Origin of the sequence: Serratia sp. JSRIV004 (genome assembly GCF_019968705.1) — a bacterium.
Classification (GTDB): Bacteria; Pseudomonadota; Gammaproteobacteria; order Enterobacterales; family Enterobacteriaceae; genus Chania; species Chania fonticola_B.
Genome location: NZ_CP074140.1, coordinates 2,949,142 through 2,968,893 on the forward strand (window position 1 = coordinate 2,949,142; position 19,752 = coordinate 2,968,893).

Annotated in this window: 19 protein-coding genes; 7 read left to right on the forward strand and 12 right to left on the reverse strand. The window is 53.3% G+C overall.

Annotated features, from left to right (window positions below; genetic code table 11):
- Positions 1-127 precede the first annotated feature (127 nt).
- Positions 128-808: a dethiobiotin synthase gene (gene bioD / locus KGP21_RS14165; RefSeq protein WP_223538464.1), complete on the forward strand. Its 681-nt coding sequence runs from the start codon at positions 128-130 to the stop codon at positions 806-808.
- Here bioD and clcB read toward each other — a convergent pair.
- Together clcB and KGP21_RS14175 are read right to left on the reverse strand one after the other, a co-directional pair.
- On the reverse strand, positions 796-2,076 hold the full coding sequence (gene clcB, locus KGP21_RS14170) for a voltage-gated ClC-type chloride channel ClcB (RefSeq protein ID WP_223538465.1): 1,281 nt from the start codon (positions 2,074-2,076) through the stop codon (positions 796-798). The genes bioD and clcB overlap by 13 nt on opposite strands.
- A 106-nt stretch (positions 2,077-2,182) precedes the next feature.
- Positions 2,183-3,553 (reverse strand): cytochrome c peroxidase, encoded by a 1,371-nt coding sequence (locus KGP21_RS14175; protein ID WP_371824866.1) that lies wholly within the window; start codon positions 3,551-3,553, stop codon positions 2,183-2,185.
- Between the two features lie 372 nt (positions 3,554-3,925).
- On the opposite strand from KGP21_RS14175, the gene KGP21_RS14180 reads away from it, so the two are divergent.
- Positions 3,926-5,419 carry an MDR family MFS transporter gene (locus KGP21_RS14180; protein WP_021804476.1) on the forward strand — a complete coding sequence of 498 codons (1,494 nt, stop codon included), beginning with the start codon at positions 3,926-3,928 and terminating at the stop codon, positions 5,417-5,419.
- 42 nt (positions 5,420-5,461) lie between these two features.
- Here the strand turns inward: KGP21_RS14180 and KGP21_RS14185 are convergent, their stop codons facing one another.
- Together KGP21_RS14185 and KGP21_RS14190 are read right to left on the reverse strand one after the other, a co-directional pair.
- Positions 5,462-5,761 carry a DUF1161 domain-containing protein gene (locus tag KGP21_RS14185; protein ID WP_021804475.1) on the reverse strand — a complete coding sequence of 100 codons (300 nt, stop codon included), beginning with the start codon at positions 5,759-5,761 and terminating at the stop codon, positions 5,462-5,464.
- Between the two features lie 77 nt (positions 5,762-5,838).
- Positions 5,839-6,198: a DUF1283 family protein gene (locus KGP21_RS14190; RefSeq protein WP_021804474.1), complete on the reverse strand. Its 360-nt coding sequence runs from the start codon at positions 6,196-6,198 to the stop codon at positions 5,839-5,841.
- 133 nt (positions 6,199-6,331) lie between these two features.
- On the opposite strand from KGP21_RS14190, the gene KGP21_RS14195 reads away from it, so the two are divergent.
- A complete protein-coding gene (locus KGP21_RS14195) occupies positions 6,332-6,658 on the forward strand; it encodes a YnfA family protein (RefSeq protein WP_021804473.1) in 327 nt (108 codons plus the stop codon).
- 43 nt (positions 6,659-6,701) lie between these two features.
- On the opposite strand, the gene ydfG is transcribed toward KGP21_RS14195, so the two are convergent.
- From ydfG to KGP21_RS14210, 3 genes are all read right to left on the reverse strand, one after another.
- Positions 6,702-7,448 carry a bifunctional NADP-dependent 3-hydroxy acid dehydrogenase/3-hydroxypropionate dehydrogenase YdfG gene (gene ydfG, locus KGP21_RS14200; protein ID WP_021178016.1) on the reverse strand — a complete coding sequence of 249 codons (747 nt, stop codon included), beginning with the start codon at positions 7,446-7,448 and terminating at the stop codon, positions 6,702-6,704.
- 65 nt (positions 7,449-7,513) lie between these two features.
- Positions 7,514-8,038, reverse strand: a complete 525-nt coding sequence (locus KGP21_RS14205) for a GNAT family N-acetyltransferase (protein WP_094981750.1) — start codon at positions 8,036-8,038, stop codon at positions 7,514-7,516.
- 241 nt (positions 8,039-8,279) lie between these two features.
- A complete protein-coding gene (locus KGP21_RS14210) occupies positions 8,280-9,680 on the reverse strand; it encodes a hypothetical protein (protein WP_021804470.1) in 1,401 nt (466 codons plus the stop codon).
- 472 nt (positions 9,681-10,152) lie between these two features.
- Here KGP21_RS14210 and dcp point away from each other — a divergent pair, with 472 nt between their 5' ends.
- The 4 genes from dcp (at position 10,153) to KGP21_RS14230 (ending at position 16,127) form a co-directional block, all read left to right on the forward strand.
- Positions 10,153-12,315: a peptidyl-dipeptidase Dcp gene (gene dcp / locus KGP21_RS14215; RefSeq protein WP_166734896.1), complete on the forward strand. Its 2,163-nt coding sequence runs from the start codon at positions 10,153-10,155 to the stop codon at positions 12,313-12,315.
- Between the two features lie 410 nt (positions 12,316-12,725).
- Complete coding sequence (locus tag KGP21_RS14220) at positions 12,726-13,829, forward strand: PfkB family carbohydrate kinase (protein ID WP_223538466.1); 1,104 nt, start codon at positions 12,726-12,728, stop codon at positions 13,827-13,829.
- Positions 13,814-14,752, forward strand: a complete 939-nt coding sequence (locus KGP21_RS14225; RefSeq protein ID WP_223538467.1) for a pseudouridine-5'-phosphate glycosidase — start codon at positions 13,814-13,816, stop codon at positions 14,750-14,752. The genes KGP21_RS14220 and KGP21_RS14225 overlap by 16 nt, the downstream gene beginning before the upstream one ends.
- A gap of 115 nt (positions 14,753-14,867) precedes the next feature.
- Positions 14,868-16,127 (forward strand): NupC/NupG family nucleoside CNT transporter, encoded by a 1,260-nt coding sequence (locus tag KGP21_RS14230; RefSeq protein WP_218519384.1) that lies wholly within the window; start codon positions 14,868-14,870, stop codon positions 16,125-16,127.
- Positions 16,128-16,403: 276 nt separating this feature from the next.
- Here the strand turns inward: KGP21_RS14230 and KGP21_RS14235 are convergent, their stop codons facing one another.
- The 5 genes from KGP21_RS14235 to KGP21_RS14255 all read right to left on the reverse strand — a co-directional run bounded on the left by KGP21_RS14235 (position 16,404) and on the right by KGP21_RS14255 (position 19,736).
- Positions 16,404-17,363, reverse strand: coding sequence for an IS110 family transposase (locus tag KGP21_RS14235; RefSeq protein ID WP_059199085.1), 960 nt, complete (start codon positions 17,361-17,363; stop codon positions 16,404-16,406).
- A 249-nt stretch (positions 17,364-17,612) separates the two neighbouring features.
- A complete protein-coding gene (gene nudI, locus KGP21_RS14240; RefSeq protein WP_021178012.1) occupies positions 17,613-18,041 on the reverse strand; it encodes a nucleoside triphosphatase NudI in 429 nt (142 codons plus the stop codon).
- 124 nt (positions 18,042-18,165) lie between these two features.
- Positions 18,166-18,699, reverse strand: coding sequence for an SRPBCC family protein (locus KGP21_RS14245; protein WP_021178011.1), 534 nt, complete (start codon positions 18,697-18,699; stop codon positions 18,166-18,168).
- Positions 18,700-18,703: 4 nt separating this feature from the next.
- Complete coding sequence (locus tag KGP21_RS14250; RefSeq protein WP_021178010.1) at positions 18,704-19,051, reverse strand: helix-turn-helix transcriptional regulator; 348 nt, start codon at positions 19,049-19,051, stop codon at positions 18,704-18,706.
- 88 nt (positions 19,052-19,139) lie between these two features.
- A complete protein-coding gene (locus KGP21_RS14255) occupies positions 19,140-19,736 on the reverse strand; it encodes a TetR/AcrR family transcriptional regulator (protein WP_021804465.1) in 597 nt (198 codons plus the stop codon).
- Between the last annotated feature and the right edge of the window lie 16 nt (positions 19,737-19,752).

A 19,752-nucleotide genomic window follows, 5' to 3' on the forward strand; every position in this document is an offset into this window, starting at 1 on the left:
CGCCAAAAGATTGAGCTACCTCAAGCCCCCGTTGAGTTGCATCCCCTAGACTTTTCCCGTAGGACGACTCTCGTCGTGATTTACGGCGGTTTTTTAGGTTAACGAGGCATTTCAAGGCAATCTATTCATGTTAAAGCGTTTATTTGTTACAGGCACGGATACCGACGTAGGTAAGACAGTGGTTTCCCGCGGTTTATTGCAGGCTTTCGCCGCGCAAGGTCGCTCAGTGGCGGGTTATAAGCCCATTGCGGCGCGCTGCCATGAAACCGGTGAAGGCATCCGCAATAGAGACGCTTTAGTTTTACAGGCCTCTTCCTCACTGCCGCTGTCCTATGATGAAATCAATCCGATCACCTGTCTGGATGAGGTGTTTCATGCCCATGCAACCCAGGATATTGATTACGGACTGATGAGCCGTGGTTTGCACCATCTCGCCGCCAAGGCCGATACGGTAGTGGTGGAGGGCAGCGGCGGCTGGCGGGTATTGATGAACGATCTCCGTCCTTATGCCGAGTGGGTGGTACAGGAACAACTGCCGGTTATCCTGGTGGTCGGGATCAAACTGGGCTGTGTCAGTCATGCGCTATTAACTGCACAGGCAATTATTAACGATGGCTTACCATTGCTGGGCTGGGTGGCTAATCGTATCAACCCTGGTTTAGCTCACTATGCAGAAACTATCGATGCGATGCAGCAGCGTATTCCGGCTCCATTGCTGGGTGAGATCCCGTATCTGCCGCGCGCAGAACAACGTGAGCTGGCACAATATCTGGATGTTTCGCAGCTGGTTGACCGTTACACATTGTGATAAACCGACTGTGGGCGTAGCCCGCGAGCAATGGTAGTGGCGATAACGCAAGCCAACAGAATGCCTGGCAGCAGGGTATATTCCCCGGTCATCTCAAACACCATTAATGCTGCCATAATGGGCGCATGAGTGGTGGCAGCCAGCAATGTCGCCATACCGGTCAGTGCCAGCAGAATGGGCACTGCAGTACCCAACTCTGGCCATAGGCCAAACATCTGGCCCACTACCGAGCCCAATGCGGCCCCCACGAATAATGTCGGCGTGAACACGCCCCCAGGTGCACCTGATCCACTACTGGCCAACAGGGCTAACAGTTTGCAAATCAGGATCGCACTGACCAGCAGCATCCCTGGTGGTGCCGAGAGCAACGATTGCACCACGCTATAACCATTTCCCCAGACTTCGGGATACAACAAGGAAAGCAACCCGACGATCAGCCCGCCAAGCGCCAGCTGTAATGGCGGTATGAGATTGAGCGAGCGAAATGCCCGCCCGCTGGCCGCCATCGCCCACAGAAACAACGGGCCACAAACTCCTGCCAGTATGCCCACCAAGGCCATTAACAGATACTGCACCGGCCAGGGAGCAGCAAGCGGCTCCACGATATAGAGCGGAGCCTGGCCACCGTTCAGCAGATTGGTCATCAGTAGCGCGCTCACGGCGGCGATCACTACCGGGCCAAGCGAGGCCAGCATCAGCGAACCAAACAGGATCTCCGCGATAAACAGGCTACCCGCCAACGGGGCATGATAGGCGCTAGCCATCCCGGCTGCGGCAGCGCAAGCCACCCACAATTTCCATTCTTTCGCCGGGGTAAAGCGCTGGGCAAATACCGACCCCACCAACGCCCCCAGCAGGATCATCGCCCCCTCGCGGCCAATGGTGCTACCGCTGGAAACCACCAACAGTGAGGCCAGGCATTTTATCAGGCTGGCGTTAACGGCTAGCCGTCCGTCACCGGCTTCAATCGCTTCCATATAATCCGTTGGCGCGATGGGTTTTTGATGTTGGTAACGCTGGTAGATCCACAACAAAAAGCCAGCGGCTAATCCACCCAATGCTGGCGTCAACGCTCTGCGCCATCCGGGCAGTGCAGCGGCAGCGGCTACCAAACTGCCTTCCTCGTGATCCAGCAACAACCATTCAAGCCCGAACATGGCGCGGTGAAATAACCACACGGCCAACGCAGCACAAATGCCGAGCAGGATGGCAATAAACAGATGGCGCAGCAGGGCGCGATAGTGGTGCAGAGGGACCAATTGATTCATGTGTCGGCAGTGATGAAGAATAAGAGGTTCAGGTGGGCATTGTGCTTGTCTACCCACCTGAAAACCAGAGAATCTTTATCAGAAACCTGGCGTTGTGGCTACAGTATCAACCGCCCGGAGGCGTGGCAGGCTGATATTTACCGCTCATGCCTTCCAGCAGCGCGACCAGATCGTTGATATCGCTGTCTGGTAGGGTAACGCCGACCTGATAGGTCAGCATATCCTTGACCGCCTGGTGCAGCGAAGTCACGCTGCCGTCGTGGAAGTAAGGGGCGGTTTGAGCGATGTTTCGTAACGTTGGGGTTTTGAAACGGTGGCGATCGTTATCATTTTTAGTGACATTGTAACGCCCAAGGTCGGCCTCGGTGGGGTTGCCGCGAGCGGCAAAGTAATCCGCTTTCAGCCCCATGACCTCATAGGACTGGCCCCCAAGGTTGACCCCGGTATGGCAGGTGCCACATTTGTTTTGCTGGAACAGTTGATAGCCGTGTTTTTGCTGCGCCGTTAGGGCGTCATTATCGCCTTTCAGGTAACGGTCAAACGGGCTATCTGGCGTGATCAGCGTCTTTTCGAACTCGGCAATGGCGTCGGTAATGTTATCTCCGGTGAAGCCGTTAGCATAGACGCGCTGGAAGTCGGCCTTCAGCAAGACGTCCTGATCCAGTTTAGCAATGATTTCATCCCAGGACTCGGAGGCCATCTCGATCGGGTTCATCGGCGGGCCACCGGCCTGAGCCTGTAAATCTGCCGCTCGGCCATCCCAGAACTGCGCCATATTGAAGGCCGCATTAAACACCGTCGGGGCGTTGATTGGCCCGACCTGATCGCCAACCCCCAACGATGAGACGCGCCCATCCACGCCACCTTCGCCCAGCTTATGGCAGTGGGCACATGAGATGCTGTTATCTTTCGACAGGCGCGGGTCGTGGAACAGTCGAAAGCCCAGCGCCACTTTCTGCGGATCGGTAGGTAGCGAGGCTGGCACCGGCTGTAAAGCGGCACCGCGCAGTTCGGCTGGCGTCTCTGGCAAAGTGTAGAACTGTTCGCGCTGTTGACGGACCCAGCTCAGTAGTTCATTACGATCGCCGTCGCTGACGTTTCCGCCCCAGTGGACCATCTTATACATTGACGGTGGCATCTCCTGGTTTTGCAGTACGGCTTCCAGCTTAGCCAGATCGACTTCAGGCACCGCAGTTTTTTGTTGCAGAGCGGAGCGGGTAGCATCGAGGTTGAAATGCTGATTTCCACTGAGGATATCCTGCGCCATAATTTGTTTGGCGATCGGTAACTCGGCATAGAAGGGAAGCTGAGCCGAGTTGGAGTGACAATAGTCGCAGCCATTGCGGGTTAGCAGGGTATCGATTTGATTGCCAGCAACGGCGGGGTTACGCTGTTGATCGTAATGATAGACATAACCGACGGTCCCCAAATAGCCGATGACGGCGGTAACGGCACAGCCCAGAATAATTTTTTTAATCATGTTCTCGCTCCAATGAGTTGATTTCCAAATAGCCCTACGTATTAAGAGGTAATGGTGAGGGTAAAATCAGATTGTCACGGCCCGGGGCGGTTAGCAACTTGATTAAAATCAATCACTATCATTGGTATGCACTATCGTTCAGATAGGTTTTAACGATAAAGCAGGCGTGGCTTGGCTTACAGGCCGCCCCTAAGAAATACCTTATTATTCAATGGGGTACTTATTTTTTTTGTGTGACGTTGTAACAATACGTTCAATTGCTGCTTCGTTGCGGGATTTTTATTCACAACATCCCCTGACAAACTACAGCGTCCCCCCGGCTGTTATACTGCGGGTAAAATAAAAGACATAGGGACACAGGGTAAACTGATGACCACTAACACTTCTTCGAGCACTGCCCAAGTAGCTCATCGGCCGTTGATCCTGCTTGCCTGCATGCTGGCGATGTTCATGTCTGCCATCGAAGCGACCATTGTTGCCACCGCGATGCCGACGATTATTGGCGATCTGGGTGGTTTTTCGTTGTTGGGCTGGGTGTTTTCGGTCTATTTGCTGGCACAGGCCATTACCATCCCGATCTACGGGCGTCTGGCAGATTTATACGGTCGGAAACCGATCTTTTTCTTTGGCGCCACGCTGTTCCTGTTGGGGTCGGTCCTGTGCGGTTTCTCATCGAATATGTATTGGCTGATTGCCTTCCGCCTGCTGCAAGGACTGGGCGCCGGGGCGATCATGCCGATCGCCACCACCGTGATCGGTGATATTTACAGCGCCACCGAACGGCCAAAAGTGATGGGGTATCTTTCTAGCGTCTGGGGTGTTTCGGCTATTCTTGGCCCGTTACTGGGTGCATTTATCGTGCAACACACGACTTGGGCTTTGGTATTTTGGGTCAACCTGCCCATTGGCCTGCTGGCGATGTATTTCCTGGGGCGCTACCTGCCTGACCTCAAACAGGGGCGCAAACATGCGCTGGATCTGGCGGGAACGGCCTGGCTGACGATCTTTGTCGCTGCATTGCTGCTTTCACTCTTGCAGGCGGAAATGCTGGGATGGTGGGTCATACCGTTGCTGGCGTTGGCGTTAGTGGCGCTCAACCGGTTAATTCGTCAGGAGCGCCGTGCTCCTGAACCGTTGTTCCCATTGGCCCTGTGGCAAAACCGCGTGATTGTGGCTGGCAATATTGGCGGCGTGGTGATCGGTGCTGCCATGATGGGCATCAGCGCCTTCTTGCCAACCTTTATCCAGGGCGTGAAGGGCGGAACCCCGCTGGAAGCCGGAACCACGTTGGCCTTGATGTCGATTGGCTGGCCGCTGGCCAGTATGCTGAGCGGGCGTTTGATGCTGCTGACTTCTTATCGCACTACAGCTCTGCTTGGTGCGCTGCTGTTGGCGGCCGGTGGCTTTATCCTGCTGCTGTTACAGCCTTCGGGTGGGTTACTGTGGGGGCGGGTTGCGGCGTTTATCATCGGGGTCGGTATGGGGTTGTGCAATACCACCTTCCTGGTTTCAGTACAGAATGCGGCACATTATAGTATTCGCGGTATCGCAACTGCCTGCACGGTATTCACCAGGATGGTCGGATCGGCCATCGGCACCGCCATTCTGGGGGCCACGTTGAATATCAACCTGCATTTGCGTCTGCCACAAACGGTTGATCCGGTGCAGCAGTTAATGGAGCCAGAGGTTCGCAACACCATGCGGCCAGAGGCGCTGGCGGATCTCATTGGGCATGTCGCCGCCTCAATGCATTGGGTATTCCTGGTCTCGGCGTTGATATCGCTGTTTGCCTTGGGCGCGGCTATGCTGATCCCGGCGCGTCATCGGCCGCAGGGCGAAGGTGAAGAGGTTAAACAGGCTTAATAAAGAGGAGGGGCGCAGTAACAAACCGCGCCCTGAAGGTGGTTACTGCGGGGCTTGGGTATCCTGGCTGGTGCCAGTTTGCGCCGCGTCGCCGCTGTCGTCGCCGTTAATCAGGCGGGTATAGACGATTTTCTGCGTGTCTTGGCCACAATGGCCGACCACCTGTCCACCGGCAAGGTTCGCCTGATCGTTAGGCACGATCTCCAGCTTGAAGCCGGATTCCGGTACGCCGTTATTGACAATCTTCTGGGCAATATCCGCCTTTATGCTCTCACATGAGGCAAAAGCGGCCAGCGGCGCGGTGGCTAACAGCAGTACACCTACTACAAGCGCTTTTTTCATCATTGGATCCTTATTTGAGACGAATGTTCTTAGTCAGGATAGCAGCATCAGGTTGAATAGTTTACCCTTACTCGCTATTACTGCGTGACTGGACGGCCAGTGGTGCGATCCAGACACTTACGGGTTGACGGTTCCCAATAGGCATTGACGTTGTAGCTGTTATCACAACGATCTTCGTCATCAATAGCACGGTCAACCTTGTCAAACTCTTTCTCGACACGGGTGTTCACCTTGCTGCGCAGCGATTTGGTTTCATTCCATTGCTCTTTGCTTTGGCGAGCCTGTTCATTGCTCATGGCTGCGCCGCCGCTGCCATCAACCGTGACGCAGGTGCTGCCTTGGGTGCAAGTGGCTGCCAAGGCAGGAGCTTGCCAGGCACCGGCCAGCAATAACATGGCAGCCGGTAACATCAGGCGCGGAAGGGAGAGTAATTTCATCGTTTCATCCTTATAAATGAGTGTTGCATCCACCAGCAACACTGGCTATGGCATGGGTTAAATATATCACCGTGCTGTTATATTGCACCAGCGCATCGCCTTGTTCGTTTAATTTACTGAGAGAATAGCGGTAATGCTAAAAACCACTTTACTGTTTTTTGCCACGGCATTGGCCGAAATCATTGGCTGTTTCTTGCCGTATCTGTGGCTAAAGAAAAACGCCAGTGCCTGGTTGTTGCTGCCTGCGGCCCTTAGCCTGATGCTGTTTGTCTGGTTGTTGACACTCCATCCTGCGGCCAGTGGGCGAGTCTATGCCGCCTATGGTGGCGTTTATGTGGCAACGGCGCTGCTTTGGCTACGGGTGGTAGATGGCGTGAAGTTGTCGACTATGGATTGGCTGGGGGCTGGGGTGGCTCTGCTAGGGATGCTGATTATCGTTGCTGGCTGGCGAACTGCGTGAGTTGAGATGGCAGGGCTGGTTGCCCTGCCACAGAGAAAAACCATTAACCGCGATGAATGCTCAGCCCGGCAAAGGACTGGCTGACCGGCATCATTTCCAAGGTATTGATATTGACGCGGGCAGGCAGCGTTGCTACCCAGAATACCGCTTCGGCAACATCATCCGGCGTCAGGGCATCTACCCCTTGATAGGTTTTATCTACCTTGCCGTCATCCCCTTTGAAACGCACGTTGGAGAACTCGGTGCCGCCAACCATGCCTGGCTCAATATCGGTAACGCGGATATGGGTGCCGTGCAGATCGGCGCGCAGACCCAGGCTGAACTGTTTAACGAAGGCCTTGGTAGCGCCGTAAACGTTACCACCGGCATAAGGCCAGTTGGCGGCGGTGGAGCCGATGTTGATCACGTGGCCAACGTTGCGTTCCACCATGGCTGGCAGCAGCGCACGGGTCATGTTGACCAACCCTTTGGTGTTGGTATCGATCATGGTTTCCCAATCGTCCGCATTGGCTTTGTGTGCAGGTTCCAGGCCTAACGCCAGACCGGCGTTATTCACCAGCACGTCGACGTTGCGCAGCGCTGCGGGTAACTCTTCGATGGCTTGCTGGATCGCCGCACGGTTGCGGACATCCAAACGCACGATATGCAGTGCCTCACCTAATTCTGCCTGCAGCGCCTCCAGGCGCTCCACACGACGGCCAGTGGCAATCACCTGATGGCCTTCACCGATAAACTTGCGGGCAATAGCTTCACCAAAACCGGAGGTAGCGCCCGTGACAAAAATAATCATGCTGCTGTTCCTTAACTGTTTTTAGCCTGCATCCACTCTAACGCGGTTGCGTTAACCCTGCAATTTTAACCGGTGATGGCCGGTACGTGGTAAACCACACAGTCGTATTTGATATTTTCGCGGCGGCCTTGCACGGTGCCACCCAGCGATTCGGCAATGCGGCGGCTTGGCGTGTTCTGCTCGGCGACCGGATAAATGAAATACGGCGGATGGTAGCGTTCGCTGGCCCATTTCGCCATGGCATGGACGATTTCGCGGCCGTAGCCGTTACCGTGCAGGCTTTCTTTCACCCAGATCCCGAGTTCTGGTTTTTGCTGATGCAGATTATGCACGCCGCCCAAGCCAACGAATTGCTTGCTGTCACGCAGCCGTGCCACAAAGATGACTTCTTCACCTTCGCGGATCAACGGCAGCCAGCCTTCCCAGACGTTGGCAAACGCCTCGGGAGACTCTTCTGGTTCAAAGGTTAAAAAACGCGTTAGCGTAGGGGTGATCGCCTGGTAAACATCGTCGGCGTCTGCTGCGGTAAAAGGGGCAATCAACAACCGATCGGTGTTCACACGGCACTGAGTAAGGTCACTGTGCATCATTATTATTACCTCGCTTTTCAGGCCTAAAACGGCAAAAATCCGCTCCCGTTAAAACGGGGCGGATCATCGATATTACGTTGATTAGCGGCAGATGCGACTTATTTTTTCATCGGTGTGGAAACGGGCAAGATCCTACTGGCTGATTTCTTTACCCGCTTCGGCTTTGAGGGTGTCGCTACACTATCCCGTTGAAGTCATCGCCCAGTCTGTTCGTTGGTATCTGGCTTAATGCGGCAAAACCTTATTTTTGCACGCCGCAAACTTCCTCGATCCGTTGGTTACCATTCTCAAATGTATACCCATTGATGAAGTTAGACAGCGCGTCCCTGAGTTGCGTACAGGTGATACCGGCTTTGTGTAATGCACTGACCACATGCGAGCCTGCCTCCTCGGTATAAAAACCGTGAGCAAGCTGCGATGGCGACCAAGATGCATGGTGAGCTAATATGTCGCGCATCACTATCGTCAGTACCTGCGGGTCATCACCAGTATATTTTTTTGCTCGGCCGATAGCCTCTTTCAGCACCGGATTGTTCCCTTTTTTATCTTTATAATCCATCCACTGCACGACATTTCGCTCGAGTATCGACTGGATCACGGGACGTGGAGCATACTCAACCAAGTATTCCCAAAGCGACGCAGAGTAATCGGCGGCAGGTTTTTCCTTAAGGATGCCTGGATCAGCAGTGATTTTATCTGCGACAATCAACATACCCAGCAGCGCTTCGGCCTGAATACGGTAGACTGGTTTTTCAGGAGGATGGTATCCCCATAAAAACTGAATAAGTTCCGCATTTGCTTGTGATAAAACTCGGGCGTAAACCTCATTACTCAGTAGCTCAGGCATCTTATCAAGGATAATTTTCACGATAGCTTTATACCGCTGCAGCTGTTCTTCAGTCGGAGTAACCGAGAAGTAGAAATGCTGATCTAACGGATTATCTTTGCGAAGGAAGGCTCGGTTGTTTTTCGCCTGTTCATCATCGCCATCCAGTTGTTCACTAAACACGCGAAGCGCATTTAGATTATGATGCTTTACCGCAGTTGAGAAGATTGAGCCATTAAAGGCATATGTCTGAAATGGATTTGCGCCTCTGGCCAGCAACGCTCTAAACGTTGTTTCAGGCATATCCGTGTTATCTGCGGCTTTAACCAACATTTCCTGGCGAAACGTCGGATCCTCAAGCCGCCGATTAAAGGCTTCACTACTTTGGGCGATATTACGTAGCTGGTGCATATCTCTGGCAGTCTGTAGTTCGGCATACCAACTTGGTTTGAAGGTGCCAATGGCGACGAAAAACAAGGCCAGAGCAAAGAAATGGCCCAATAGTACCCCGCCAGTGACAGGTCTCAGTGCTCTGAACAGAAGAGAACAACCCCCAATCCCCCCAAGCATTGCGAGAGAAGCCATGAGGAACATGTCGAAGGTTGGAGAGATCCCGTAGAAAGTTAACCCCCACCATACGATCAATATGACCAGAATTTGAGGTAAAACCAGCCATAGTAACAGGATACGGCTTCCTGAGTGCCTAAAGGATCTGGCCAGTATAAATAGAATAATCGCCCCCAATAAAAAGGGAGCCGCGATCAGCACTAATAGAATAAAAACATCAAACAGCGTAAAACTGGCGACACTCAGCATCACTAACATTCCTTGTTACGTATGTTTAATAATTACAATGACATAATATCCTAAATAAAATCCTGTGCCTATTCCCCTGAATAGAGGTTAGCGATCTGGCCGCTGGCGGGATAAACAGCGTCAGGGTAAGAATATGGGCGGAAATGCCGTGTTCATTTCTAGTGGCTTCAGCACGAATAACAGAAACCCGTTTCAAAAATCACCCTGTCGGATTGTCGGGCAGAACCCATCATGGGGGAGAACAAAAGAAGTTAATGGCGCGATGATTAACGGGCACGGCAAATGTGCCCGTAGGGATAATCTAGCGTCGAACCGGTTCGGTTTTTACCGATTTGCCACGTGGCCAGTTTGTTGCGGTTATTTTTGCTCAAACGACCATCTGAGCCTAAGCTAGGCTATGTTGCTGAATTTGCAGCTTCTATCCAAGTGGACGCAGCGTCCCTGGATTAAGACATGGAGGAGTTTCAATTTGATGCGTTTATCAACCCTGGTACTGGCGATCGGCGTTGCGTTAAGCATGCCCGCGCTGGCAGAAACCCATACCCAGACAAAGGAGGCGAAAGTGGCCGGAGAAGTTAAACAGGATAAGCAGGGAGAAAACCCGTTCTTTGCCGCCAGTCAGTTGCCATTCCAGGCCCCTCGTTTTGATGTCATCAGCGAAAGCGATTATGCCCCGGCCATTGCCGCCGGTATCCAGCAGAAACTGGCAGAAGTCGAAAAGATCGCCAATAACCCGGCTGAGCCTACGTTTGACAATACCTTCGTGGCGCTGGAAAAAAGTGGCGCACTGCTGACACGCACCATGAACGTGTTCGGTGCGATGACCTCCGCCAACACCAGCGACACACTGCAAAAGCTGGATGAAGAAACCTCACCGAAGCTGGCGGCGTTAGACGATGCCATCATGCTCAACAGCAAACTGTTTGCGCGCATCAAGGCGATTTACGATCGGCGTGATAGCCTCAACTTGGACCCCGAGTCCTTGCGGCTGGTAGAGGTTACCTACAAGAACTATGTGCTGGCCGGGGCCAATCTTTCTGAAGCGGATAAAACCCAACTTAAAGCGTTGAACCAGGAAGCGGCGACGCTGAGTACCCAGTTCACCAATAAATTACTGGCTGCCAGCAAAAACGGCGCATTGGCGATAGGTGATAAAAACCTGCTGGCCGGGCTTTCAGAGGGCGAGTTGGCGGCAGCAGCGCAGGCGGCCAGTGAACGCAAGCTGGATAAGCAATGGCTGTTGGTATTGCAGAACACCACGCAACAGCCTGATTTGCAAAACCTGCAAGATCGCGATACTCGCCAAAAGTTGTTCAAAGCTTCGATCAACCGCGCAGAAAAAAATGACGCCAACGATACCCGTCAAACCCTGGCGCGGTTAGCTAAAGTGCGTGCCGAGCAGGCCAAACTGCTGGGCTTCCCGAACTATGCCGCCTGGAAGTTGCAAAATCAGATGGCGAAAACCCCGGATGCGGCGTTGGCGTTTATGCGTAATATCGTGCCTGCCGCTACGGCCCGGGCAGAGCGTGAGGCCAAAGACATTCAGGCAGTGATCGATCGGCAAAACGGCGGTTTTCAGCTGGCCGCCTGGGATTGGCAGTTCTATGCCGAGCAGGTGCGTAAAGAGAAGTACGATCTGGATGAATCACAGATCAAGCCTTACTTTGAGATGAACAACGTGCTGCATAACGGCGTATTCTATGCCGCCAATTTGCTGTACGGCATCAGCTTTAAAGAACGTAAAGATATCCCGGTTTATCATCCTGACGTGCGGGTATACGAGGTATTTGATAAAGACGGCCAGTCTCTGGCGCTGTTCTACACCGATTTCTTTAAGCGTGACAACAAGGGCGGCGGCGCCTGGATGAGCAACTTCGTTGAGCAGTCCAAACTCAACGGCACCAAGCCGGTGATTTACAACGTCTCCAACTTCACCAAACCCGCAGCGGGCCAACCAGCGTTGCTGTCCTATGATGACGTGATAACCATGTTCCACGAGTTTGGCCATGCGCTGCACGGCATGTTTGCCGATCAGCAATATCCAAGCCTGTCCGGTACCAACACTGCCCGCGATTTTGTCGAGTTCCCGTCGCAGTTTAACGAGCACTGGGCCAGCGATCCGCAGGTATTTGCCCACTTTGCCAAGCACTACCAAACGGGTGAAGCGATGCCGCAGGCGTTGGTCGATAAAATCAACAAGGCCGACAAGTTCAACAAGGGTTACGCCATGACCGAACTGTTGGCCGCCGCGCTGCTGGATATGCATTGGCATATGCTCGGCGCCGATCAGCCGCAGCAGGACGTGGACAAGTTCGAGGCTGCATCGCTGCGCCAGGACAAGATCGACCTCAGCTATGTGCCACCACGCTATCGCTCCAGCTATTTCCAGCATATCTGGGGCAACGGCTATGCGGCCGGTTATTACGCCTATCTGTGGACGGAGATGTTGGCAGATGACGCCTTCCAATGGTTCAGCGATAACGGCGGATTAACGGCAGAGAATGGCCAGCGTTTCCGTGAGCAGGTGTTGTCACAGGGCAACAGCCAGGATTTGGAAAAGCTGTACGTTAAATGGCGTGGGCAGGAGCCGAGTATTGAACCGATGCTGATCAACCGCGGGCTGAAGGATAAGTAACTACGTTTAACGCTCTCCGAGGGCAGGTGACTGCTCTCGGATGGCTATAATCGATGCCATGAAAGAGAATTGTGTGAGGCCGATCGTTTTTCTGTGTAATCGAAATTAACCGTAGTGAGATTAATCCTTGTAATTAGCAGGGCTACCAACACGTGTTGGTTTAAATAACCGCGAAATCCATCCTATTGTTTTAATGAGTTTATCTTCAGCATAAAATTTCCCCCTGGTATAAAAACCATAAGGAAAGGTGTTTAACGCCTGGATTAATATGATTAACGTCACAGATTAACCGCTGAAAACGGTGCGGCGACAAGTTACGATCATAATCTCAACTCCGATAGTTGCCGCTTTACTGTTGTCGGGTTCCGATTTAAAACAAACACCTGTTCAAAAACAAACAAGTGTTAATTATGACCAACCGGGAAAAACAGATACTGCAACTCCTTCGGCGGGACCCGTTGATTCAACAACACGAAATCGCCGATATTCTAGGTATTAGCCGTTCTGGTGTGGCAGGCCACATCATGAATTTGATGAATAAAGGTTATATTAAAGGTAAAGGCTATATTCTCTCCGAACATCGTTATGTGGTCACCGTTGGCTCGGTAAACATGGACGTTTGTGGTTATGCCAATACGCAGTTGGTTTATGAAGACTCCAATCCAGGGAAAATAAAATGTACCCCAGGCGGGGTTGGGCGAAATATATCACAGAACATTGCGTTATTAGGGGGCGAATGCCACCTGGTTTCCGTGGTTGGTGACGATTTCTACGGCACGACGCTATTGGAACAGGCAAAACTGGCGGGCGTCAACGTGGATAATTGCCACCGACTGCATGGTGAGAATACCTCGACCTACGTTTCGTTGCTGAATGGCAGTGGTGAAATGCTGGTCGCTATCAACGATATGCGCATCCTGGAAAAATTGACCCCGGCGCTGTTATCCCATTCCAAAGATTTAATTCAGCACTGTGGCGTATTGGTGCTGGACTGCAACCTGACGGAAGACGCGCTGGCCTGGTTATTTACCAATGCCGGTAATGTGCCGGTATTTGTCGATACGGTTTCCGCTTTTAAAGCGCCAAAAATCAAAAACTGGCTATCGCATATCCATACGTTGAAGCCGAATCGGATTGAGGCAGAAATCCTCAGCGGGATGAAAATAGCCCAGGCTAGCGACGCACCGGCGGTGGCCCAATGGTTCCACCAGCAAGGAGTACAGCGTTTGGCGCTGAGTATGGGGAGCCACGGCGTTTATTTCAGCGAAGTAGATGGCCAGCACGGTTGGTCGGCACCGCTGCCGACTCAGGTTGTCAATGTCACCGGAGCCGGGGATGCCATGATGGCGGGGTTGGTGAGTTGCTGGCTGGAGGATTTCCCACTCGATCACAGTATCCGTTTTGCCCAGGGCTGTTCGGCAATGACCCTGGCCTCTGAGTTCACCAATAACCCGAACCTGTCGCAAGGCAGCGTTCAAAAACTTTTGGAATTACAATCATGCAAAATAGCCTAATCACCCATCAATATCTGGATATCGCTCCTGAAGTGGCGCTTGCCCTGGCCGAAAATCGGCCGGTGGTGGCGTTGGAATCGACGATTATTTCCCACGGCATGCCTTACCCGCAGAACGTTGAAACCGCCTTGCAGGTAGAGGAAAAGATCCGTGCCAACGGGGCGGTGCCAGCGACCATTGCGGTGATCAATGGGCGCATGAAGGCGGGGCTATCCCATGATGAGATAGAAACGCTGGGCCGCGAAGGGCACCGGGTCGCCAAAGTGAGCCGCCGCGACTTGCCGTTTGTGATTGCCAGCGGCAAAAACGGCGCAACCACCGTGGCTTCTACCATGATCATTGCCGAACTGGCCGGGATCAGCGTATTTGCCACCGGCGGGATTGGCGGTGTGCACCGTGGCGCGCAGCAGACGTTTGATATTTCTGCCGATTTACAGGAATTGGCACAAACCAACGTGGCGGTGATTTGCGCCGGTGCCAAATCGATCCTGGATCTCGGTTTAACCACCGAATATCTGGAAACCCACGGCGTGCCTTTGGTGGGGTACGGCACCGATAGCCTGCCCGCATTTTTCAGTCGTACCAGCCCTTACTCCGTTAGCGTACGCCTGGATACGCCGCAGGAAATCGCCCGGGCAATGGCCGCCAAGTGGGCGGCTGGCTTACAGGGCGGAATGGTGATTGCCAACCCAATCCCAGAGCAGTACGCCATGCCTGAAGAAAAGATCAACCAGGCCATTGAGCAGGCGGTTCAGGAATCGGTGGAACAGGGGGTGTCCGGCAAGGAGAGTACACCATTCCTGCTGGCCAGAGTCGCTGAATTGACCGGCGGCGACAGCCTGCAGGCCAATATTCAGCTGGTGTTTAATAATGCTGAGCTGGCGGCCAAGATCGCGGGTCATTATCAGCGAAATTGCGCTTAACGCTTAAATTAGCACTCTACGTTTGTCCTTGATAAATCACTTCTGCCTCGGCAGGCGGCAGGCTATTGCCGTTTGCCGAGTAAAGAAGGAAGTAAACAAAATAGAAGGGGGCCTTATGGAGTTGTTGCGCAGTCTGGCAGGTATGTCGATCCTGTTATTCATTGGCTTTGTGTTTTCAGTCAATAAAAGAAAAATAAGCTTGCGTACGGTCGGTGCGGCATTGTTACTTCAGGTATTGCTTGGCGCTATTATGTTGTATGTCCCTGCAGGTAAATGGTTAATTAACGCCATTGCCAGCGGCGTCAATCGCGTGATTTCGTACAGCGATGCGGGGAGCGCATTTATTTTTGGCGGCCTGGTAGGGCCGAAAATGAATGAGCTTTTCGATGGGGCAGGTTTTGTGTTCGCTTTTCACGTGCTACCCGCCATCATCTTTATCACCTCATTGATTTCTATTTTATATTACCTTGGGGTAATGAGATGGGTGATCAATATTCTTGGCTATGTCTTTCAGCGCCTTATGAATATCAGCAAGGTGGAGTCCTTTGCCGCCGTTACCACCATTTTTCTGGGGCAAAATGAGCTGCCTGCGGTATTGAAGCCGTTTGTTAAAAACATGAACCGCAATGAACTGTTCACGGTGATCTGTAGCGGTATGGCCTCGATTGCCGGTTCGATGCTGGTCGGTTATGCCGGTTTGGGCGTCCCCATTGAGTATCTGTTGGCAGCTTCCCTGATGGCTATCCCGGGGGGGATCCTGTTTGCCCGTTTGCTCAGCCCGGCGACGGAGCCTTCCCGTGTTGAGTTCAGCGAAATGTCATTCAGTGATAAACGGCCAGCCAGCATTATCGAAGCAGCAGCCAACGGCGCGATGTTGGGGCTGAAAATCGCGGTGGGTGTTGCCACGGTCGTGATGGCCTTCGTTGCGCTGATCGCGTTGATCAACGGCATCATCGGCGGCGTGGGCGGCCTGTTTGGCGTTGAAAGCGTCAGCCTGCAAAGTCTGCTGGGCTATCTGTTTGCTCCGTTAGCCTACATCATGGGCGTGAGCTGGGAACATGCCGATCTGGCTGGGGGGCTGATTGGCCAGAAGCTGGCGATTAACGAGTTTGTCGCCTATCTCAGCTTCTCTCCTTACCTGAAAGAAAGCGCGATGCTGCTCGATCCGAAAACCATCGCGGTGATTTCGTTCGCACTGTGCGGTTTTGCCAATTTTGGTTCGATTGCCGTGGTAGTGGGGGCATTCAGTGCGGTGGTACCGGAAAGGGCCTCGGAAATTGCCCAGTTAGGGTTCCGGGCCCTATTGGCGGCGACGCTGTCCAACCTGATGAGCGCCACCATTGCCGGGCTGTTTATCGGGTTAGGGGGAATTTGAAGAACTGGGGCAATTGCAGGCTAATCCGTCCCCGATTGCCCCTCACCCCAACCCTCTCCCGTAGGGCGAGGGAGCTGCCCGGCTTTTTTGATGAGGTTGTGCTGCTTCGGAAAGTAGGGAATAAAAAACAGAAAGGCCTGTGGCGTAAAAAACCTTAATCGGTATTCGATATTGCTAGACCACAACATAAGACAATTAACGTTTTAGGTATTACTCAAGACAATCAACGCACTCGATCGGTTCCCTCTCCCTTTGGGAGAGATACCGTCTTGTCGGCTATCCGGCAAGCGGTATTTCCGCATTAAATGTCTTTCCTGATTTCACCACACCATAGGCCAGTTGCAGCAACTTTCGCATCGCCGCACACACTCTTTCTTTGCCCGACTTCCCACGCAACTTCAGCCTTTCTGTTAAGTCTTTAACCACAACATTGTATTGGCCTGCCACTACCGCGGGCATGTATAACGCACTTCGCAGCTCACCGTGCCCCACTTTCGATAACCGGCTTTTCCCTTTAAACATCCCCGACTCACATCGCTGTGGATTCAGTCCTGCGTACGCTACTAGGGCCTTGCTGCTGGTGAACCGACGCAGGTTTCCTGCGAAGGCCAGCAGGCTGGAGCTCAGCATCTCTCCCACTCCAGGGATACTTTTTAGCAACTCGCTGTCCCGTTTCAGGTCAGGGTTATCATCGATGTGCTGACTGATTTTCTTTTTCGTTTCTCGTATCAGTTCATCCAACGTGGCGATGTGCTCATTGAGTGAAGGGACGATGACTGCTTCGGCCACCTCCAGGCGATTTTCTTCCATCTGACGCATCTCTTCCAGGTTCTTAAGATGCCTGACCAACGCGGTCAACTGGCGCTCGCTCAACGGGGCTGGGAACCACGGGGCAGGCTGATGCAGTGCGCAGTAGCGGGCTATCATCGCTGCATCGCTTTTGTCCGTTTTGTTCCGGGCCAGTTCTGTATTGCCGAAGGAATGGATACACGCCGGGTTCATCAGACTGACGTGGTAGTTGTTGTCTGCCAGATAAGTGGCCAGTTCCGTGCTGTAGCTCCCGGTGGCTTCCATACAGACATGACAGTCGCCAAAGCGGCTCAACCAGGCTGCGAACTCGCGGCATCCAGAAGGGGTATTGGCAAACTTTTTGGTTTTATACTTCTGATTGTCCAGCAGTACGGCGACATCAAATTTGTGTTTAGCGATATCAACGCCGACAGGGGTTCTACGCATTATGGCACTCCATAACCATGTCTGAAATTTATCGCCGGACCATCCTTATATGTAGGTGCTCATAGGCACAGGATACCGTTCGGTCTACAAGGCGACAGGGAAATAGACAGCCGGGGCACAATCTCTCCCACGGGCTCATAGGCACTAGGGTTAGGGGGAGCTCACCGGCTATCTCCCGATGATCAGTCGGGGATCTTCTCCGCTAAGGCGGAGAAGATCAAGACATAAGGGTTAGGGTGAGGGGTATCACTACTCCAGCAGCCCACGTTGGCGCAGCGTGAATCGGGTCGCCTCGTTCAGGTCGTAGCTGGCCAGTTCTTCCTTCCGCACCCAGGCATATTCTTCAAACTCATCGTTAAGCGTGATGGTGCGGTTGGCCGCGTGGCAGTCAAAAATCAGGTAAATCATATAGATCTGCTCTTTGCTGCCGTCTGCATAGGTTTTCACCCGCACGTCGTCACGAAACGTCCAGGGTTGAATGCGGTCCAGCACCAGATCGCTACCCAATTCTTCACTGACTTCACGACGCAACGCCTGCTCGATGGTTTCTCCTGGCTCGGTACCACCGCCGGATAGCGCCCACTGGCCGGGGAAAACCCCTTTATGGGCCGCCATTTTGCATAGCAGATAGGCGTTATCGTTTTCAATTAACGGGCAAACAATTATACGTTGACGCATCGTAACTCCATGTTTCAAGGGCATCATAGTGGTGCAACGCATTATACGCCAGTCAGCAGGTGGGGGTTGTTAATTCTCATGAGTGGGAACGGGGGATGAGAACCGCGATCCTCATCCCGCTGGCTTACAGTTTGGCCCGGTACTCGTCTTCCAACCGGCTCATTGAGGCCCAGAACGGGCTTGGTGTCCGCTCCAGCAGGCGATCGGCCAGCAGATCCAGATGGGTATGCCAGCCGCTGGCGACGCTGAGCAGGGTCTCGCGGTTGGCCAGGCGGCGATGGGTAAGGGTCAACAGCACCTTATCCTCTTGCTCGGTCAGTTCAATAGTGACTTCAGAAGGGCGGGCTTCCCCTGTTTCTGCCCAGGTAAAGCTCACCAGGCGTGGTGGCAGAATGCAGGTGATATGACCCATCTGGGCAATTTTACCAGCACAGGATTTGTATTTTGCCGGCGGTTTTTCATCCACACCGGCCAAATCGGCATTGCAGAACAGCAGCTCGATCTTGGCCCCGACCTGCATGGGCATCTCACCGGCGGCCAGCCAGCTGGCACGTTTATCCGATTCGATCAGGTAGGCCCAGACGCGTTTGAGCGGGCCGGGCAGCAGCCGCTGGATCCGCAGCGTACCGGTTTCAATAATCATACCGTAGTCGTTCATGGGTTCACTCCGTCGGAGGATGCGAGTCGGCCTGCAGCAGCGCTTGTTCTAGCGCGTCCAGCCGCTCATTCCAGAAATGTTCGTAGGTTTGCAGCCACTGCATGGCCTGCACCATTGGCTCGGGAGCGAGCCGGCAGATATGGTTTCTTCCCTGCACGGTGCGTTGCACCAGCCCGGCAAGCTCCAGCGCTTTGATATGCTTGGAAGCTCCGGCAAACGACATCTCGAACGGCGCCGCCAGTTCACCGATGCTGTGTTCGCCTTCGGCCAATGTGCGCAGAATGGCGCGCCTTGTCGGGTCGGCCAGTGCGTGGAAAATGGCGTCCAGCGGTGAGGAAGATAATTTAACCATATGGTTAAATATAGAACGTCAGCGTCAATACTCAACTGGTTCGTTGAATATTTTTTAATCTTATCACATTAAAAGTGTGGGTATGACTTTACGCCGGGGGACGATCGAGCATAGTAAGGGCGACTTTCACCGCTTTTTCCAGCCGGGCACGGCTCACACCATCCCGAGCCTGAACGGACAAGCCATGCAGGAACGCCGCAAAATAATCGCCAAGGCTTTCTGTATCGGTGTTGGCGGGCAGTTCACCAGCCTGAATCGCAGCCTGTAATCTGTCGATAATGCCTTGGGTGCGTTGTTGGCGATGCTCCATCAACCAGCGCATGACGCCCTGATTATCTTCACTGACGCTGACCGCAGATGAAACCACCATGCATCCTTGGGGAAATTCACCGTGGCTGTAGAGGGCAACGGCGTCGAGCAGCATCTGTTTGATGGCTTCACGCACACTGGCCTTTTCTTCGAAAGCGCGCTCGGCAAAGCCGCCTTCGTGGGCTTCGTAGTGTGCTATCGCTTCACGAAACAGTAGCTCTTTCGAACCAAAGGCCTTGTAGATCCGTGCCGAAGCAATGCCCAGTTCGGCCACCAGGTCGGACATCGAGGTGCCTTCAAATCCCTGCCGCCAAAACAGGTTCCGTGCTTGTAATAGGGCCTGTTCACGATCGAACTCTCTGGGTCTGCCTGCCATCGTCATCTTCTCCGGT

Bases quoted from the DNA above. Each gene is read 5' to 3' on its own strand.
- KGP21_RS14195 (WP_021804473.1), top strand. From the start codon at position 6,332: ATGCTAAAAACCACTTTACTGTTTTTTGCCACGGCATTGGCCGAAATC.
- dcp (WP_166734896.1), top strand. From the start codon at position 10,153: ATGCGTTTATCAACCCTGGTACTGGCGATCGGCGTTGCGTTAAGCATG.
- KGP21_RS14185 (WP_021804475.1), bottom strand. From the start codon at position 5,761: ATGAAAAAAGCGCTTGTAGTAGGTGTACTGCTGTTAGCCACCGCGCCG.
- ydfG (WP_021178016.1), bottom strand. From the start codon at position 7,448: ATGATTATTTTTGTCACGGGCGCTACCTCCGGTTTTGGTGAAGCTATT.
- KGP21_RS14190 (WP_021804474.1), bottom strand. From the start codon at position 6,198: ATGAAATTACTCTCCCTTCCGCGCCTGATGTTACCGGCTGCCATGTTA.
- bioD (WP_223538464.1), top strand. From the start codon at position 128: ATGTTAAAGCGTTTATTTGTTACAGGCACGGATACCGACGTAGGTAAG.
- KGP21_RS14210 (WP_021804470.1), bottom strand. From the start codon at position 9,680: ATGCTGAGTGTCGCCAGTTTTACGCTGTTTGATGTTTTTATTCTATTA.
- KGP21_RS14230 (WP_218519384.1), top strand. From the start codon at position 14,868: ATGGAGTTGTTGCGCAGTCTGGCAGGTATGTCGATCCTGTTATTCATT.
- nudI (WP_021178012.1), bottom strand. From the start codon at position 18,041: ATGCGTCAACGTATAATTGTTTGCCCGTTAATTGAAAACGATAACGCC.
- KGP21_RS14225 (WP_223538467.1), top strand. From the start codon at position 13,814: ATGCAAAATAGCCTAATCACCCATCAATATCTGGATATCGCTCCTGAA.
- KGP21_RS14255 (WP_021804465.1), bottom strand. From the start codon at position 19,736: ATGGCAGGCAGACCCAGAGAGTTCGATCGTGAACAGGCCCTATTACAA.
- KGP21_RS14245 (WP_021178011.1), bottom strand. From the start codon at position 18,699: ATGAACGACTACGGTATGATTATTGAAACCGGTACGCTGCGGATCCAG.
- KGP21_RS14250 (WP_021178010.1), bottom strand. From the start codon at position 19,051: ATGGTTAAATTATCTTCCTCACCGCTGGACGCCATTTTCCACGCACTG.
- KGP21_RS14180 (WP_021804476.1), top strand. From the start codon at position 3,926: ATGACCACTAACACTTCTTCGAGCACTGCCCAAGTAGCTCATCGGCCG.
- KGP21_RS14235 (WP_059199085.1), bottom strand. From the start codon at position 17,363: ATGCGTAGAACCCCTGTCGGCGTTGATATCGCTAAACACAAATTTGAT.
- clcB (WP_223538465.1), bottom strand. From the start codon at position 2,076: ATGAATCAATTGGTCCCTCTGCACCACTATCGCGCCCTGCTGCGCCAT.
- KGP21_RS14205 (WP_094981750.1), bottom strand. From the start codon at position 8,038: ATGATGCACAGTGACCTTACTCAGTGCCGTGTGAACACCGATCGGTTG.
- KGP21_RS14220 (WP_223538466.1), top strand. From the start codon at position 12,726: ATGACCAACCGGGAAAAACAGATACTGCAACTCCTTCGGCGGGACCCG.